This window comes from Roseivirga ehrenbergii (genome assembly GCF_001593005.1).
Classification (GTDB): domain Bacteria; phylum Bacteroidota; class Bacteroidia; order Cytophagales; family Cyclobacteriaceae; genus Roseivirga; species Roseivirga ehrenbergii.
The window spans coordinates 467,405-483,095 of the sequence record NZ_LQZQ01000002.1 but is presented as its reverse complement, the minus strand read 5'-3'; the positions used below and the strand labels follow the sequence as shown (position 1 = coordinate 483,095).

Here is a 15,691-nt window from a genome sequence, read left to right as displayed (position 1 = left end):
AAAAGTAGGCTCCTTAACCGGAGCTTACTTTAAAAGCTAAAAAATACAACCATACTAAAAATCGAGAACCATGAAAAAGACAAATAAACTATACATAATTGCCCTATTGATGTTACTTATGGCATCAGCGGCAAAGGCCCAAACAGGTTTTACTGTAGGCGCTAACATTTCAAATCTATATGTAGATGATGTAGATGACGAAAATGCAAAAGTCGGTTTAAACATTGGTATTTATAACCGAATCAAAATCACAAACTTCTTAGGCATTCAGCATGAATTCCTATACGCTCAAAAAGGAGCAGCCCTGCAATACGATAATTTTCTTTCGGGCAGCGGTACATACAAATACAATCTTAATTATATCAAAATGCCGGTTATGCTTAGCGCCAATTTGGGCAAGCTTAACTTACATGCGGGCCCTTATGTAGGCTTTTTGGCTGGTGTTAAAATCAAAGATGTAGACGGAGATGGTTCTATAAACAGCATCCAGGAACTAGACCGAGACGACTTCAACACTTTAGACTATGGTGGAGTAGCAGGTTTAGGCTACGACTTTGACGGAGGTATTTTGGGAGTAAGATATAACTACGGTTTCCGAGAAATCGGTAAATCAGGATCCTTCGCTGGAGAAGCCACAAGCGAAGCTAAAAACTCGGCATTAACAGTCTATATCGGCTTTCATTTTTGATGGTTCTTTTGAAAGCCATATGTGTAGGGTAGGGTCTTAGGACTCTACTCTTTTTTTATGCCCAAAAACTATCGTTCTTATCAGTTATAGTTTTTTAATTTTGACCATGCGAAAATTAAAAAATGACGAACTCGACAGGCTGACGCTCGAAGAATTCAAAACCACCGAAAAACTTCCGCTTGTGCTTATTCTGGATAATGTCCGTAGCATGAACAATGTCGGTTCGGCCTTTCGTACTTCCGATGCTTTCGCAGTAGAAAAAATTTACCTCTGCGGCATTACTGCCCAACCTCCCCATAGGGAAATCAACAAAACCGCCTTGGGTGCTACCGAATCCGTAGATTGGGAACATGCAGAAAACACGGCAACACTTTGCAAAGACCTACAGCAACAGGGCTACAAAGTATTGGCTGTAGAACAAGCCGATAACAGTACTTCATTAGAGAACTTTAAAATTGAAGAAGGCCAGAAATATGCACTTGTTTTCGGAAACGAAGTTTTTGGGGTAGAAGATGAAGTAATCGAAGTTGCTGATGGCTGCCTCGAAATCCCTCAATTTGGCACCAAACATTCGCTAAACATTTCGGTTAGCATTGGTGTGGTGTTATGGGATTTGACCCGTAAAATAAAGTTTGGGTAACTCATTTTTGCTTAAATTCACCTTTCGAAAAGCCTGATCATATGAAGCAAATTAGCAACAAAGGAAAAGTAAACCGTTTTAAGTACTTGCTGTACTTCTACCTGCTTTTTGTGGTGTTTATTTTTGTGTACAAATATATAATCAGGCCCGATTTACCAAGCCTGATCTTATTGGTTGGCTTTGCCCCTGTTTTTGGCTTTTTGTCTAGTTTGGTCAATTGGCCGCTATACGTTACGGCTATTGAAACTGAAAATGGAGTGGCCATCAGTACTAAAAAACTATTCTCTAAAAAGGAGAAATCTATTTTGGTGACTAAGTACAACTTTGATAGTTATTACGAAACCGATCACCTCCACATAGGGCTAAATCTTTTAGACAAAGACGACAAACTTCAAAAACACAAACTGCGCATTAGCTGGTTGCGCATTAAAGACCTTCGCGCTTTAGAAGAAAAGCTAAGAGAAATTAATCCTTATGCACCTGTGAAGTAATTTGAGCTTGCTTAGACTAAAGAACCCAAACAAGCTCATAATTCCATTTACTCATACTTCAAGCTCTTTACAGGGTTTGCCGCTGCGGCACGGAACGAATGGTAGCTTACTGTAAGCAAAGCAATAATTACAGACGCAAAACCTGCAATAATATATACTCCTACACCTATGGTTGCCTGATATTCGAAAGCCGACAAGAAATCGGACAAGAAGAAGTAAGACAAAGGCACAGCAATTCCAAAACCCAAAAGCACCAGCAGCAGAAAATTTTTGGCTAAAAGCATAATCAAATTGCCAATTCCAGCCCCCAACACTTTGCGGATACCAATTTCCTTGATGCGTTGTTCTGCCGCAAAAGAAGCCAAGCCGAAAAGTCCTAACAGGGAAATAAACACAGCAATCAGGGTGAAAATATTGGCCAAAGTACCAATATCGGATTCTCTGCGGTAGAGGTTTTCATATTGTTCATCCAAGAATTGGTACTCAAACGGATACTGACCATTCACTTCTTTAAATACCTTTTCTACATAATCTAAAGTGGTTTTGGTATTTGCCGTAGTTGTTTTCAGAAACATTACATTCGATGACTCTGGCCTTAAACTGATCACCAAAGGATCAATTTTATTGTGCAGCGATGCAAAATGGAAATCCTTTACAATACCAACCACCTTACCTTGCCTGTCCCAAAAAGTGATAGGCTGATTCAGAGGGTTGTCAACGTTCATATTCTTAGCTGTTTGCTCATTAATAATCACATTGAGGGTATCGCTTACCAGATTAGGGTCAAAGGAACGCCCCTCTTTCATTTCCATACCCAAAGTTTCAATAAAATCTGTGCTCACCTGCAAAACCGTAAATAGCACTTCACTTTCAGGGTCTTTTCCTTCCCATGAAAAACCTCCTGAAGTAGAACTTCCAATATTAATCGGGGAATTACTGGCCGTAGATACATTCAGAATATTAGGGTTTTCGAGCATTTTAGCCTTAAAAAGCTCAATCTTACTTTCATTCTGAAGTTCACCTTCCAACGGAAGGTAAATGATGCTCTCTTTGTTATACCCTAAGTTGATGTTCTTTACATAAGAAATCTGCTTATGCACTGCCAAAGTACTGATGATCAAAAAAATGGAAATCAGAAACTGAAAAACTACCAAGCCTTTTCGAATGCCATTGGACCAACCCGAAGAGCGAAAACTGCCCCTCAATACTTTTATGGGTGAAAAAGAGGAAAGAAATAAGGAAGGATAACTACCCGCTAAAACACCCACTACCAAAGCAATCCCCACAAGTAAAAGTAGGTTATTGAGGTTTAGAAGAGAGAAAGTCATGGCCTTACCCGTAAAATCATTCAGAGAGGGCAACAAGTACATAATCACCAAGCCAGCCAGCAAGGTAGACGCCAAAGCCATAATTATGGATTCTCCCATAAACTGAGCAATCAGCTGACCTCGGGTAGAACCCACCGCTTTCTTCACACCTACTTCTTTTGCCCTTTTTGAAGAACGAGCCGTAGCCAAATTCATAAAATTGATACAGGCAATCACCAAAATAAAAATAGCCACATAACCAAACAGCCTCACGTAGGTAATTCTTCCCCCAGCCTGAACACCATCTTTGTATCTTCCGTGCAAGTACTGCTCTCCTATATTTTGTATAAAAAGATCAACTACCGAGCCTTCGTTTTTGGTTTTTACATAATCCTTAATTTTTGCATTGAAGGCCTGAGCATCTACACCTTCATGAAGTTTGATATAGTCTCTTATCCCATTGTTTCCCCAATTCTCCAACCATTCGTTGTTTCTAAGCCAAGGCTCAATGGGCAACACAAATTCAAAATCAAGGGTTGAGTTTATTGGAGGGTCTTTAAACACACCACCAATTTTATATTCGCCCCAGCCATTTACCTGAACCATTTTGTCTAAAACCGCAGTGGTCTTAAATATGCGTTCTGCCAAAGATTCAGAAATGTACACTACATCTGGTGCAGTTAAACTGTTTTGCTGACTGCCTTCAATAAAGGGAAAGTCGAAAACATGGAAAAAGTCTTCACTGGCGACCCTGCCACGAGACTTATAAGATTGGTCATTTACTATAAATAAACGCTCCTCCTCCCAAACTAGCTGAGTGATGTATTCCACTTCGGGCATTTCGGCCTTAAAAGCATCTTTCAAAGGACCTGGATTTGCTGTGGTAGTAAGCACATAACCACCAGAATAGCGCTGATGCTCCATTACCTGATAAATTCGATCCACATCTTTATGAAAGAGATTGACCGACTTTTCATCTTGAATATAAAGAAACAGCATTAGGCTTGTAGCAATGCCAACCGTAAGCCCCGAAATGTTTAAAAGGGAATAGCCGCGTTCTTTCCAAAAGACACGCAGCGCAGTGGTGATAATGTTCTTGACCATGGTTTTGTTGATTTGAGTTACTTATGAGACTCGTTTATTTGTAATTCATTACTCCACAGACACAAAAAAGTAACTTAGGTTGCACACTATGGAAAATTTTGTTAGCCTTAAACCGCTGACAACTAGACAGAAGAAGAAATACATTTATTTTTTTGCCAAACGCATTGCATATTTAACGGCCTTAGTTAAATTTGCACTCCAATTCGCTACAAGAGCGATAAACAAGTACTGAAATAAGCGAGAGTAGCTCAGCTGGTAGAGCACGACCTTGCCAAGGTCGGGGTCGCGGGTTCGAATCCCGTCTCCCGCTCATTATGTAAAGACGCGGATATTTAATCAAGTCATTTACAATGAGTCGCAAGATTTGTCCCGAAGTGTCGGGATCGTCTTTTCACTCAATAATATCAAAGCGTGATCATGATCGCGCTTTTTTACTTTAGAGCCAATAGGTTTTAAAGACTACCAAAAAACTTGACTATCTGATAGTCGATGCCGGAGTGGTGGAACTGGTAGACACGCAAGACTTAAAATCTTGTGACCATCTGGTCGTGCGGGTTCAAGTCCCGCCTCTGGTACAAAAGCCTCGGAGCAATCTGAGGCTTTTTGTATTTTATCCAACCCATTACCCAAACTGATTTTCCATCCAAGTAATAGAACTTATATACACGCAAGACTTAAAAATCTTGTGTGCATCTGGTCGTGCGGGTTCACTTCGAAGCTTCGGAGGCCGCCCCTAGTACAAAAAGCCGATTTTTCCCTTTCCTAAGACGAGGACAGAGTGATCGAATCTAGATATCAATGGATGGATAATCAGCGTAAGAGACTCTCTAAAACTGCTTCAAAAAGGTAATCTTAGCAATGGTTTGCTGCTGTTGAAAGTCTCTTTCCGTAGTATCTATAGAATTACTATTAAAGACAAGATAAAGGAATGATAGCGGTTGGTATTCCCAGCTGAAACGTACATTCCAGCGGCCTTGATCATCGAATGTATTGTATTGATAAAAAGATGAAAGCTGAATTCTCGGGTTCACGGCTACCCTACCACCAAGCGTGGTTAAATGTGTTTCTAAATCTTGTCGAAGCGTCCCCAAGTTTTGGAGTCTGATATATTCGTAATCAAAATTCAGCGCAAAATGAGGTGACGGTGCTAACCTTCCTCCACCGACAACCTTTTGCTGTTTCCCGTTATAAAAGTCACCCCACTCATAACTTCCGCTCAAAGACCATTTCTTAGACCTGTCGGTGTTGAAGTTAATGTCGTTTCGAACATAGAAGTAATCATCCTGCGAAATATCAACACCCAGAGGAGCAAAGTTAAAGTTAATGTTCTGCCAAGTTGGTGTAACGGCATATTCTATAAAGCTGCCATCCGTAAAAAATACATAAACCGGAAAAAAATAGAGGCTCGCTTGCTGAAAATTGCCTGGATTGCTAGCATCGTGATAGTAGTTTACAAATACACCGGGGTCCCATCTCCTAATCCATTTCAACTTTTCTGGCCGAACGATAAAATACCCACCGGGATTGTGTTTCATAACATCACTCTGGCTAATAAAACCCATCGCTGGGTTATAGGACTGATCGATATACTCTGTCACCCAACCAAAATACGCTTTATTGGATTGTCTTCCAGCAAAAACACGCCCCGCAAAACCTATATCATTCTGCTCATAATTAGCAGAGAATGAGGCGAGGTAATTGACCGTCCACATATCAGAAGGACGAATAAGGCCATCCACAGTGAAAGTAGAGTTGTTTTGGCTATCGGCATTTAAAGACTCTGAGGTTTCATCCAAACGATGGGTGAGCATAAATCCTACATTATTCTCTTTTCCATAATTTCTGGAATACCTAAAAACACCAAAATTACCCGCCTGTGAAATGTTGGTTTCGGCCTGATGGATATACATGCCAGCCAGTGTCTGATTTTCATCCCTCTGGGTATATCGTGCTCCGATATCTATCGGGGCGGGTTGGGCATTGAAGTTTCCAGCCAAACCTACTTTTCTACTGAAAAATGGTCGAATTGAAGATTGATCGCTACCAGACCAAATGCCAGAATTTTCAAGAAAGAACTGTCTTCGTTCTGGAAAGAAAATATTAAACCGTTCGAGGTTGTTAACTGCTCTATCTACATCAGCTTGAGCAAAATCTGTATTGAAGGTAAGGTCAACCACAGTATTTGGGTTCACAGCCCACTTTGCGTCACCTCCTACTTTAAATTCATTTGTAGAAGTAGAAACTCCACCCTCCTTTTGACTTTCATACTGAAACAAGGCATATGGCTCAACTCGTACATTAGCACTTGGTTCTGGCAACTCCAGTCCTTTTAACTGAGCCGCATAAGTCATTCGATAAGGGCTAAAAGATTGCGGAATGGCAGGAAAAACGGTTTGTTCATAGTCTCTTCTGGCCAGCCTTGTAAAAGTGACCCCCCAAGCAGTTTCTTCGTCTTCTGAAGACAAATCATAACGAAGTGATTTAAAAGGAATGGCAAATTCTATATAGTAGCCCTCTTTGGTTTGAGAAGTTCTTACATTCCAAAGGGCATTCCAGTCGTTGTCGGTACTTTGATCATTGAAGTTCTGTAAGTCTCTTTGGTTGCCATAGGGTGTAGTTTGAAAAGCAACAGCATACTGTTTCAAGTTTTGAGGATCTAACTGTATTCCAAAAGCATCATTTTCGCCCCAATTGAAATCGCGCCTGAGATCTTGAACACGGATTCCTTTCCTTCCTAAACTATCAGCACAAAACGCACCTACATATAAGTTCTTATCATCAAAAAGTAAGCGAACTTCTGTCTTGTACTGATAGTCGCCACCTTGACGAGGTTCCATTCTGAAGAAATCAGTAACAGGAATAGCCCGTTGCCAGTCGGCTTCTTCTAGCTTGCCATCTATCTTTATTATGCCAGTACTCCTTACAGCTCTAACTTCTTTTCTTATTTCAGGTGGGGGAAAGTTTCCCCCCGTTTCTTGACCTTTCAAAGTTTGAAAACAAGTTAAAATAAAGAGTAATTGTAGAACCTTTTTCATCTTAGCCCATTTACAAAAGTTGTCGCTTTCCTTCCAACCCAAGCCCTCTCAAGGCCATTAACACAGATAAAATGAGTAATACAGATATATTGATCCATATACCAGAAGCTCCAATCGAAGAGCGGTATTCAAACTCTGGAATATTATCGAGATCATCGAGATCGAGCATTTTGTTGTCAAAAACAAAGGGCATGAAATGTGCCCTCCAGTTTAAACTGAATGATTTTACATAACCTTTAAACTCATTGTAATTTTTAGAAGAAGTGCCAGCCAATTGTGTAGCTCCATCTTGGAATAGAACAGCTGGGCTTAAATAGCGCCATGCATCTATCCATTTTTGTTGCTTCTCCAATTGCTGATCGTATGCATCAACCAGAGGAGCAAGGGTCTTCTCCATAATTTCCTGACTGGCAAAGTAGCCCTGCCAGTATCCGAAGGCATTTTCACCTTCATTTCTAATCAATTCAGGATGGTTTCTTAAATATTCATCTAGCACTTGATCTTGTGCTTCACTCAACTCCTTTTTGGTTTCCCTTATTTCATTTAGCAGCGAAACCCTTGAAGGTGTAGGGTATATACTATTTGCTGCCTGGTTTATAACTGCCGGAAGGATTAAAACTATCACAATCCAAAATGAAAGCAATGAAATAGAGTTTCTAGCAGAAGATGAACCTAGAATATTAACCAAATAGGAAATTGCAAACCAAAAAGCCAGATAAGCATAAGTAATAAGAAAGAAAACCAACAATTGGCTACTTAACGCAACTCCTATCCATAACGCTGTGACAATAAGTGCTACCGTTAGAATTGCTGTTAATGAACAACACCTGATAATAAACCGCTGCAACAGCCATAAATTGGTGCGTATTGGGCTTGAAGCTAACAATTTGAGCCGGCCCGACTCGAGTTCTTGTGATCGCAAATTATATGAAAATGCAATAATTATAAGCGGAACTAGGTAGGTAATAACAAAGACCAGATCGAAGTTACCAAAGAGTAATTGCACCGGATTGGTGAGCTCATTGAAACTCATGGTGGCCAAATCTTCTCTGGATGTTATTTTTAATTGATGAGCGTAGAGGTCGCTTTGGCCAATGCCCAACTTACTCATTTCAGTAGCTGGCATAGTGGCCAGTCGGCCAGTAGCTATTGCCACGTTGGTTGGAGAAAGCCTAAAAGAACTAGGGTGTTCTTCTCCTTTACTCAAAGCGAGAGCCACTTCTTGAACTACTTGTTCTTTAGCAACTTGATTCTCAATGGCTGCTTGTAAATCTAGCTGTCTTCTTTCAAAGTGTTTCATACCATTATGGCCTGCATATAAACAGAGCGCTAACAGCATCATAGACAACGAAATAAACCAATAATTACGACTGAGTAGCCTTGTTTCGTGAAGAATATTGAGAGAAAGCATTTTAAATACGGGTTGAAACGAAAAACAAAAGACCAAAGGAGAAGAGTAGCCAAACCGTGAGAATAAGCAGGTTGCTTTGGTTACTACTCATTACTTCATTGAATTTAGGAGCATCGAATTGAAAGTCAGGAACTTCCGATAATAATGAAGCATCCGCCCTATAGTTCCATTCTCCTAGCTTAGAGTTTTCGGCAAAGTTGTCGTTCAGAATGCGTTGCATTTCTACTCGGTGTTTTTCGGCCAAATCTGCAAAATTCCAGTGTGTAGCATAATCTGTATTGGCCAGCGACATGGACATAAATCGGGTAGGTAAGAAAGGAGACAGGAATGCCAGATTCTTATAAACTTTTGATTGTGCTTGGTAAACCTCTCTTAGTTTTTCGTTGTGCTTGAAATAAATTTCAGCATCGTGTTCTTCTCCTTTTTGCATTCTAAAAGCATCAAAGTTAAAGGGCAAATCTTCCAGCCTATTTACCTGATAAGTCTTTAGGGTTTCCTGTTCCAATTTCTTTGAAGCCTCACTCCATGGGTCATGTCCGTCTATGCCTTGCTTTTTATCTTCTGCTACCGCAGACTCAAACTCTTGCCGGGTGGGGTAAGGATACTTTTCATTGGTATAACTGCTGGCGATCTTTGGGACCGCCAGACAGCTTACAATCCAAATGGTTAGCAACATAACCAATGAAATACCCGAGTTACTTGTCAATGAGGAGACTACAAGGGTAATAGCGTTAATTATGGCAAAATAGACTAGATAAACTAGCCACATAGTTGCCAAAAATTTCCAATTAAAATCTTGAATAAATACAGCGGCTAGAATAAATAGAAAGGTGGTTAGCAGCGCAATAGGAATGTAGTTCCCAAACCATTTGCCCCAAACTAACTGTCCATTGCTAATTCCCTGGGTCTTAATAATTCTAATAGTACCTTGTTCCTTCTCTCTTGTTATCGAATGATGGCCCAAGGCAATAATCATTAAAGGAACGATAAACAGCAGTATAAAATCAGGTGTCAAATCTCCAAAACGAGAAAGGCCAGTTTGGTCCGCAGCGGCTACATTGTCTGCTTCATTTCTGCTATGTGCTTCTAAGAAAATCGAAATTCCAGTATATTTTTCTACTCCTGGATCAATTAGTGAAAGAGGGAACTGGGGCTTAAAGGCATAAGTACCATAATGAGCGGCATTATGCGGATTGGTAGCGCCTTGTGCCAACCATAACTCCCTAGCATGTTCTTGCGCCTGTTCACGCTGAAGATTTTTCTCTTGCCAGTGCTTATGGCTAATAAAAACGGCCACTAAGCTAAGGATTGCCACAATACCGAACATCCATTTAAACTGACCCGAACGGAATGTCTCTTTAATCTCTTTTTTGGCTACATGGAAAATCATAGATCAACTGTTCATGTGGTTGAGATAAAGCTTTTCTAAATCGCTATGGTTGATTTGTTCTGTAGAAAGTTGTTCAACCAATTTGCCTGACTTCATTATTCCAATGTCTGTACCTGTTTCTTTAGCCCTAAATAAATCGTGAGTAGCCATTAACGTGGCCACGTTTTGTTGGCTTAAACGAAGCAACAATTCCGAGAACTCATTGCTCGCTTTTGGGTCCAGACCCGAAGTCGGTTCATCTAACAATAGCACTCTGGCCTTTTTGGCTATGGCCATTGCTACTCCAATCTTTTGCCTCATTCCTTTAGAATAGGTTTTTACTCTTTTCTTGAAAGCTTCATCTTGCAATCCTGCTTCTTGAAGAAAATTTACCATTTCATCTTCATGATACTTCATACCCGCCAGACCAACGAAGTACTCAAGGTTTTCTAAACCGCTGAGTTCATTATATAAAACCAAGTTTTCCGGGATATAGGCAATTAGTTTCTTGATTGCTTGTGGATCCTTTGATACCTCAATCTGATTGATAATCGCCTTGCCGCTGGTTGGAGCAATGAAATTAAGAAAGAGGTTAATAGTAGTAGACTTTCCTGCGCCATTGGCACCTAGAAGACAATAAATGTCTCCAGGTTCAATGGACAGGTTCAGGTTATCAAGCGCTAAACTCTCCTGATATTTTTTAGTAAGGTTAACAGCGTGTAGCATATCTTATTCCATTTGCAACAATGATGCAAATATGATGATTTAATTCATTTATGCAACAGTGTTGCATAAATAGATGTGCTCAAGTTGAAGAGTGGCTGAATCTCCATATAAAAGGTACACTATTTAACCCCTTCTATTCTTCTACGCATTTGAATTAGCCCTACGGAAAACAAGCAAATTGTATAGAGTGAAACTCCTGCCAACGAAGTTAATATTGGCCTCCATTTGTCGGCAGTTTGAGGCATAGAGAACTGGGGTAAATTGTCATAATCTTTCTCCAATATTGGTTTATCCCAGAACAGTCTCGTAAAGTAGAAGTCCGTTATTTCCCCATGAAAATCACTTAAAGCATTTTGAAAACGCACTAACGTAGCTAAGTCCGTTTCGGTAGTCTGAGAGAAAACCTCTTGTAAACTTACAGATGGACTAAGCCAATGAAACTTCGAAGTCCACTTACTTCTTCTTTCAACCTGTTCGTTATAATCATCTACAACTTTCTGACTCTCCATGCCTTTAAGTGTAGTATAAGCAGCATAAGCTTTCGGCATCAAGTTGTTCTGTATCAGACTATCCGTGCCCTCCAAATCGGGGCGATAAGCTAAAAACTCTCTAATCACCTCTCTACTTTCTTCTTGATCATTTTCATTTTCAAGACCCGTTCTTCTAGTAAGTCCAGCAAGTGTGGAGCTATTCAAAGGGTATTTTACAGTCACCAAAACATTGAGTACCGAAGGAATAATGATAAGTAGAAAAATCCAACAGCCTGCCGCGCTAATGGCATTAAAGGCAGAGTTTTTTCTAAGGCCAATAATCAGGAATAATAGCCCAAACCAAAAAGAGCAATAGACAAGTACAGCAAGGAGCCATACCAAGGCGGCTAACAAATTGCCTTGTGCTAGTACGTTCCCCGAATAGAGAAGGCCTAAAAACGAAATAAGCAGGGCCAAGCCCGTAATAATTACAAAATAGAAGCCTAATCTGATCAAAGTAATTTTTTGAATGCTCATAGTCTGTATTTGCAACAATGGCAAAGTTCCGTTCTCCTTTTCAGAAGAAAATAACCCATAACAAAAGGCTATGATTATGAGTGGAAACAGGTAGATAATTACAAAAGAAAGGTCGAAATTGCCCGCCATCAAGTTCACAGGGTTAGCCAATTCATTTTCAAATAACTGATAATGTAGACTCATACCTGTAAGTCTATAGTAGTATCGAAACAAATCTCTTTGGCCTATAGCCAAAGAGGCGTAATCATGAGGGTGAATAATGGCATGGTAACCATGCCTAAACCAGGCAAAGGAAGGTTGGGCAGCGATGTCATGAATCTGTTCTAGGTCAGGTGAGGAGTTTGTATTGTCAAAGCTGGCCCTGTACTGAGCAAATTCGCTTTCTTCTAAAGCTGTAACTATTCTTATGGTCTCTCGCTGGGCTTCGATTTCAGCATTACCATAGTAAATCCCATAAATTCCAAAACCGAATGTGATACACAAAAGCAAAAGCTGAAATTTGTTGCGTATAAACGACTTCCATTCGTAACGAATAAGTGTTTTCACCCTGTTATCCATGTATTGGTTTTAGTTTTTTATTACTTCTCTTCAATAAGAATATGGTAAAAACCACCCAAGCCAACAGTGACAAAAGTTCTAAGTAATACGGCCTTAAGGCAAAAAAAAATGTAGGTGCCGTATAATAAAACCCGTCAATCTCTTCCCACAATTCTTCCCCTGCTGCGTACTCATAAAACTCACCATACTTTGAGTTTTCAGCCATATCATTATTCATTCGTCTTACAAGCATTCGTCTATACTCTTCCACCTCGTTCTCAAAATGGTTGAAAGTGTGTAAATCCGTTCCACTCAAAGACATTGAAAGGTGTTGAGTAGCAATGAAAGGGTTGAAAATGCTAGCAATGCTTCCTAATCTATTCTGCTTGCTGAAAATAGCCCGAATTCCTTCATAATGATGGTCATAAACCATATTCCCATAATCTTCGCCCGCTTGCATGCTTACTCCCTCAAAATTGAAAGGCAATTGACTCAGTGAGTCCACCTTATACTTTTCTAAATACTCTGTTTCTAATTCTGCCATGCGAACAGAACGCGGGGTTTGTCCATCTAACCCATTCAGTTTACTTTCTTCAATTCCTGCCTTGAACTCTCTCATGGAAGGCAATGGATAAAAACTCTCGCTCAAGTTGGCCACTGTTTTTGGCATCAGAATAACAAAGAAAGTCCAAAAGGTAAGTAGTGTTAAAAGTGCATTCCTACCCGTCAGAGATTTCATTGAAATCCATACTGCAATAGTGATTACCAGGAATAAATAAATAGCATAAATGGTAATAAGAAGGGCTGTTCTACTAGCTACATCGGGCAGGGAATCGTTGTTAGCTGTAGCATTGGCAATTAAAATTAGGCCTACAAAAAATGGCATCAACATAATTAAAAGAATGATGCAATAGGCCAAGATTTTTCCCCAAGTAATAGCATTAGCCGATACCCCTTGACTCATTAATAACTTGAGTGTTCCGCTTTCTTTTTCTTTGGTATAAGAAGAAAAAGAAAGAAAGATAATTAGCAATGGAAGTAAAACCTGTAGTACCAAGGAAGAGCTTAACTCACCAAACCTGATCATGCTACTATGATCTTGTGCAGGTCTGAACATAAACTCATGCTGATTGTGTGCTTCCAAATAAACAGATGTACCAGTATAAGCATCTAGCCCAAAATCGAATAGGCTTAGTACTGTTTTAGGTTTGAATGCAAAGGTGCCATAGTGGGCAGCTATATGCGGATGCTTATCACCTTGATTGAGCCACTCCTGACGTTTATCATTTTCCGTTTTCGTTATTATCTCTTTTTGTTGCTCGTAAGATACAAAACCAGCAAAAAGTGAAATACCAAGCAGCACCATAATGATTATACCCAGAAAAACGATCAGTCGCTCACGGAAGGCTATTCTGATTTCCTTTTTAGCAATATGCAATAAGGCACTCATAAGTCTAGTTGTGCATGTGTTTTAGATACATTTTCTCCAAGTCTTGAAAGCTCACTTCATCTGATTCGAAGTGCTCAATGAGCACGCCCTGCTTCATTATTCCTATGTGTGTACCTGTTTCTTTGGCCCTGAAAAGGTCGTGAGTGGCCATCAATGTAGCCACTCCATTTCCTTTCATTTCCAACAGTAGTTCTGAGAATTCATTGCTCGCCTTTGGATCTAAGCCAGAAGTTGGTTCGTCAAGTAACAACACCTTAGCTTCCCTTGCTCGTGCTAGTGCAATTCCCACTTTCTGACGCATTCCTTTTGAGTAGCTGCTTACTCTTCGGTTCATAAAATCGGCCTGTAAACCCGACTGTAAAAGAAGGTTTTCCAATTCCTGTTTGGAGTAATTTTTATTTCCTAAGCCACAGAAAAAATCCAGATTTTCCATGCCAGTCAGGTTGGGGTAGAGCATCAAATTTTCTGGAATGTACGACAGCAACTGCTTCGTTTCTTTATCATGTTTTGATACATCCAAACCATTAATGGTGGCTGAACCAGCGGATGGAGAAATAAAATTCAGGAATAAGTTGATGGTGGTAGATTTTCCAGCACCATTTGCCCCTAAAAGGCAAAATATGTCCCCTTCCTTAACAGAAAGGTTCAACTCATTCAACGCTGTGAAGTTGCCATACTTCTTGGTCAGGTTTACAGACTTTAACATACTTTAGTCTAGTTTTGAAAATCCAGTGAGGTAGCCTCCTGTTGACCCAAAAAATTTAGAAGAGCTATTGTTCGATACATTATACTCATACACTGCATTCTCATTGTTGGTAGCAGTAGAAAAATACAAAGTGTTATCATCTGCCTCATAAATTAACATGGTTCTTGAGGCATAAGTAGTTGGTAAACCTGCAACTGGACCGCTACTCGTTTTTGCTCCTAAATCTATTTCCACATATTTAAACTGTGGCTCACCTGTAGCGTATTCCCAAAAATCAGATTCATTCTGAACGTTTGCGGTGAATGCTTTTCCTCCTGAAGTGTAGTAAATTCCGTAGCAAATATTACCAACCGTTTCTTCTAGGTTAAAGAAGTAATCGGTGTCAAACTCTGTTTCACCAGCCTTTATACGCAAAACACCGCTTGGGGCAGCGCCTCCAGCATTTGTGGTTCCTAAAGCCTGAACGTAAATATCTCCGTTAGCTGCTTTTACCATTCCTGAATTAGCAGAAGGTCCACCGAACAACATGCCGGTTCTATCATCCGAAATTACTTTTTCTACTTCATTCGTATTTAGGTTAATAACAGCTATATAAGCATTGTCATTTACAGGTGAAAAATTGTTCTCATAATGAACCCCCATAAAAAGTTTACCATCTCTCTCAATCATATCTAAATAATAGGTTCTATCCGCTTCTGGTATCAGACTCGTTATGGTTGATAATGAGATTTCACTAGTAATTCTCATTGAAGAAGGATCAAAAACGATAAGTTTAGAAATTCCGCCCGCCACTGTTCCGTACGCAACCGTTTCACTTTTAAAGTAAAGCGTTGAGAAAGTATTAGCTCCTGGAACAACAATTCGCTCTTCCTCTTCTGGTATTCCATCGCTGTTGATGATATACTTAACTAGGTTGGCGGGTGCTCCATGCGGAGTTGCAAAAACGGCTCCATTATAAGTAACTGTAGAGGCACTTCCTGTTAGCTCTATCGCGTTTTCATTATCTATACTACTAAAGTTTAATTCATTTGCCCATTGGAGATAAGTAGTCTGGTCTGGCCAAGCACCACTAACTGTAGAAATTGCATAACCCGTTTCAATCGGTTCATTAGTTTCGCTTGGTTCTGGGTTATCATCTGAACAGCCAGAGAATAGAAAGCCTGTTGCCAGTAGAAAGCTAGCCAGGTAATATTTTGATAAATTTTTCATCTTGTGATTTT

Annotated in this window: 12 protein-coding genes and 2 tRNA genes; 5 read left to right on the top strand and 9 right to left on the bottom strand. The window is 40.0% G+C overall.

Annotated elements, in window-relative coordinates; genetic code table 11:
- Positions 1-70: 70 nt before the first annotated feature.
- The 3 genes from MB14_RS04010 (at position 71) to MB14_RS04000 (ending at position 1,819) form a co-directional block, all read left to right on the top strand.
- Entirely contained in the window at positions 71-688 is a 618-nt protein-coding gene (locus MB14_RS04010; RefSeq protein ID WP_071387096.1) for a porin family protein, read from the top strand.
- 106 nt (positions 689-794) lie between these two features.
- Positions 795-1,328 carry an RNA methyltransferase gene (locus MB14_RS04005; protein ID WP_062588973.1) on the top strand — a complete coding sequence of 178 codons (534 nt, stop codon included), beginning with the start codon at positions 795-797 and terminating at the stop codon, positions 1,326-1,328.
- A gap of 41 nt (positions 1,329-1,369) precedes the next feature.
- Positions 1,370-1,819, top strand: coding sequence for a hypothetical protein (locus MB14_RS04000; RefSeq protein WP_053222374.1), 450 nt, complete (start codon positions 1,370-1,372; stop codon positions 1,817-1,819).
- A 47-nt stretch (positions 1,820-1,866) separates the two neighbouring features.
- Here the strand turns inward: MB14_RS04000 and MB14_RS03995 are convergent, their stop codons facing one another.
- On the bottom strand, positions 1,867-4,230 hold the full coding sequence (locus MB14_RS03995) for an ABC transporter permease (protein WP_062588971.1): 2,364 nt from the start codon (positions 4,228-4,230) through the stop codon (positions 1,867-1,869).
- A 237-nt stretch (positions 4,231-4,467) separates the two neighbouring features.
- Between MB14_RS03995 and MB14_RS03990 the strand changes: the two genes are divergently transcribed.
- Both MB14_RS03990 and MB14_RS03985 read left to right on the top strand, forming a co-directional pair.
- A tRNA-Gly gene (locus tag MB14_RS03990) sits at positions 4,468-4,540 on the top strand.
- 181 nt (positions 4,541-4,721) lie between these two features.
- Positions 4,722-4,805, top strand: a tRNA-Leu gene (locus MB14_RS03985).
- Between the two features lie 252 nt (positions 4,806-5,057).
- On the opposite strand, the gene MB14_RS03980 is transcribed toward MB14_RS03985, so the two are convergent.
- From MB14_RS03980 to MB14_RS03945, 8 genes are all read right to left on the bottom strand, one after another.
- On the bottom strand, positions 5,058-7,265 hold the full coding sequence (locus tag MB14_RS03980; RefSeq protein ID WP_062588969.1) for a DUF5916 domain-containing protein: 2,208 nt from the start codon (positions 7,263-7,265) through the stop codon (positions 5,058-5,060).
- Positions 7,266-7,275: 10 nt separating this feature from the next.
- Positions 7,276-8,676: a DUF3526 domain-containing protein gene (locus MB14_RS03975; RefSeq protein WP_062588967.1), complete on the bottom strand. Its 1,401-nt coding sequence runs from the start codon at positions 8,674-8,676 to the stop codon at positions 7,276-7,278.
- 1 nt (position 8,677) lies between these two features.
- The gene (locus MB14_RS03970; protein WP_062588965.1) at positions 8,678-10,066 is read right to left on the bottom strand and encodes an ABC transporter permease; all 1,389 of its coding nucleotides are present in this window, start codon (positions 10,064-10,066) and stop codon (positions 8,678-8,680) included.
- Between the two features lie 3 nt (positions 10,067-10,069).
- Complete coding sequence (locus tag MB14_RS03965) at positions 10,070-10,771, bottom strand: ABC transporter ATP-binding protein (RefSeq protein ID WP_062588963.1); 702 nt, start codon at positions 10,769-10,771, stop codon at positions 10,070-10,072.
- A gap of 119 nt (positions 10,772-10,890) precedes the next feature.
- Complete coding sequence (locus MB14_RS03960) at positions 10,891-12,336, bottom strand: DUF3526 domain-containing protein (protein ID WP_062588956.1); 1,446 nt, start codon at positions 12,334-12,336, stop codon at positions 10,891-10,893.
- Positions 12,329-13,765, bottom strand: coding sequence for a DUF2705 family protein (locus tag MB14_RS03955; RefSeq protein WP_062588954.1), 1,437 nt, complete (start codon positions 13,763-13,765; stop codon positions 12,329-12,331). The genes MB14_RS03960 and MB14_RS03955 overlap by 8 nt, the downstream gene beginning before the upstream one ends.
- 4 nt (positions 13,766-13,769) lie before the next feature.
- Positions 13,770-14,471 carry an ABC transporter ATP-binding protein gene (locus MB14_RS03950; protein WP_062588952.1) on the bottom strand — a complete coding sequence of 234 codons (702 nt, stop codon included), beginning with the start codon at positions 14,469-14,471 and terminating at the stop codon, positions 13,770-13,772.
- 3 nt (positions 14,472-14,474) lie between these two features.
- A complete protein-coding gene (locus MB14_RS03945; protein ID WP_062588949.1) occupies positions 14,475-15,680 on the bottom strand; it encodes a DUF4374 domain-containing protein in 1,206 nt (401 codons plus the stop codon).
- Positions 15,681-15,691: the final 11 nt, after the last annotated feature.

Bases quoted from the DNA above. Each gene is read 5' to 3' on its own strand.
- MB14_RS03970 (WP_062588965.1), bottom strand. From the start codon at position 10,066: ATGATTTTCCATGTAGCCAAAAAAGAGATTAAAGAGACATTCCGTTCG.
- MB14_RS03955 (WP_062588954.1), bottom strand. From the start codon at position 13,765: ATGAGTGCCTTATTGCATATTGCTAAAAAGGAAATCAGAATAGCCTTC.
- MB14_RS03960 (WP_062588956.1), bottom strand. From the start codon at position 12,336: ATGGATAACAGGGTGAAAACACTTATTCGTTACGAATGGAAGTCGTTT.
- MB14_RS04010 (WP_071387096.1), top strand. From the start codon at position 71: ATGAAAAAGACAAATAAACTATACATAATTGCCCTATTGATGTTACTT.
- MB14_RS03995 (WP_062588971.1), bottom strand. From the start codon at position 4,230: ATGGTCAAGAACATTATCACCACTGCGCTGCGTGTCTTTTGGAAAGAA.
- MB14_RS03980 (WP_062588969.1), bottom strand. From the start codon at position 7,265: ATGAAAAAGGTTCTACAATTACTCTTTATTTTAACTTGTTTTCAAACT.
- MB14_RS03965 (WP_062588963.1), bottom strand. From the start codon at position 10,771: ATGCTACACGCTGTTAACCTTACTAAAAAATATCAGGAGAGTTTAGCG.
- MB14_RS04000 (WP_053222374.1), top strand. From the start codon at position 1,370: ATGAAGCAAATTAGCAACAAAGGAAAAGTAAACCGTTTTAAGTACTTG.
- MB14_RS03975 (WP_062588967.1), bottom strand. From the start codon at position 8,676: ATGCTTTCTCTCAATATTCTTCACGAAACAAGGCTACTCAGTCGTAAT.
- MB14_RS03945 (WP_062588949.1), bottom strand. From the start codon at position 15,680: ATGAAAAATTTATCAAAATATTACCTGGCTAGCTTTCTACTGGCAACA.
- MB14_RS04005 (WP_062588973.1), top strand. From the start codon at position 795: ATGCGAAAATTAAAAAATGACGAACTCGACAGGCTGACGCTCGAAGAA.
- MB14_RS03950 (WP_062588952.1), bottom strand. From the start codon at position 14,471: ATGTTAAAGTCTGTAAACCTGACCAAGAAGTATGGCAACTTCACAGCG.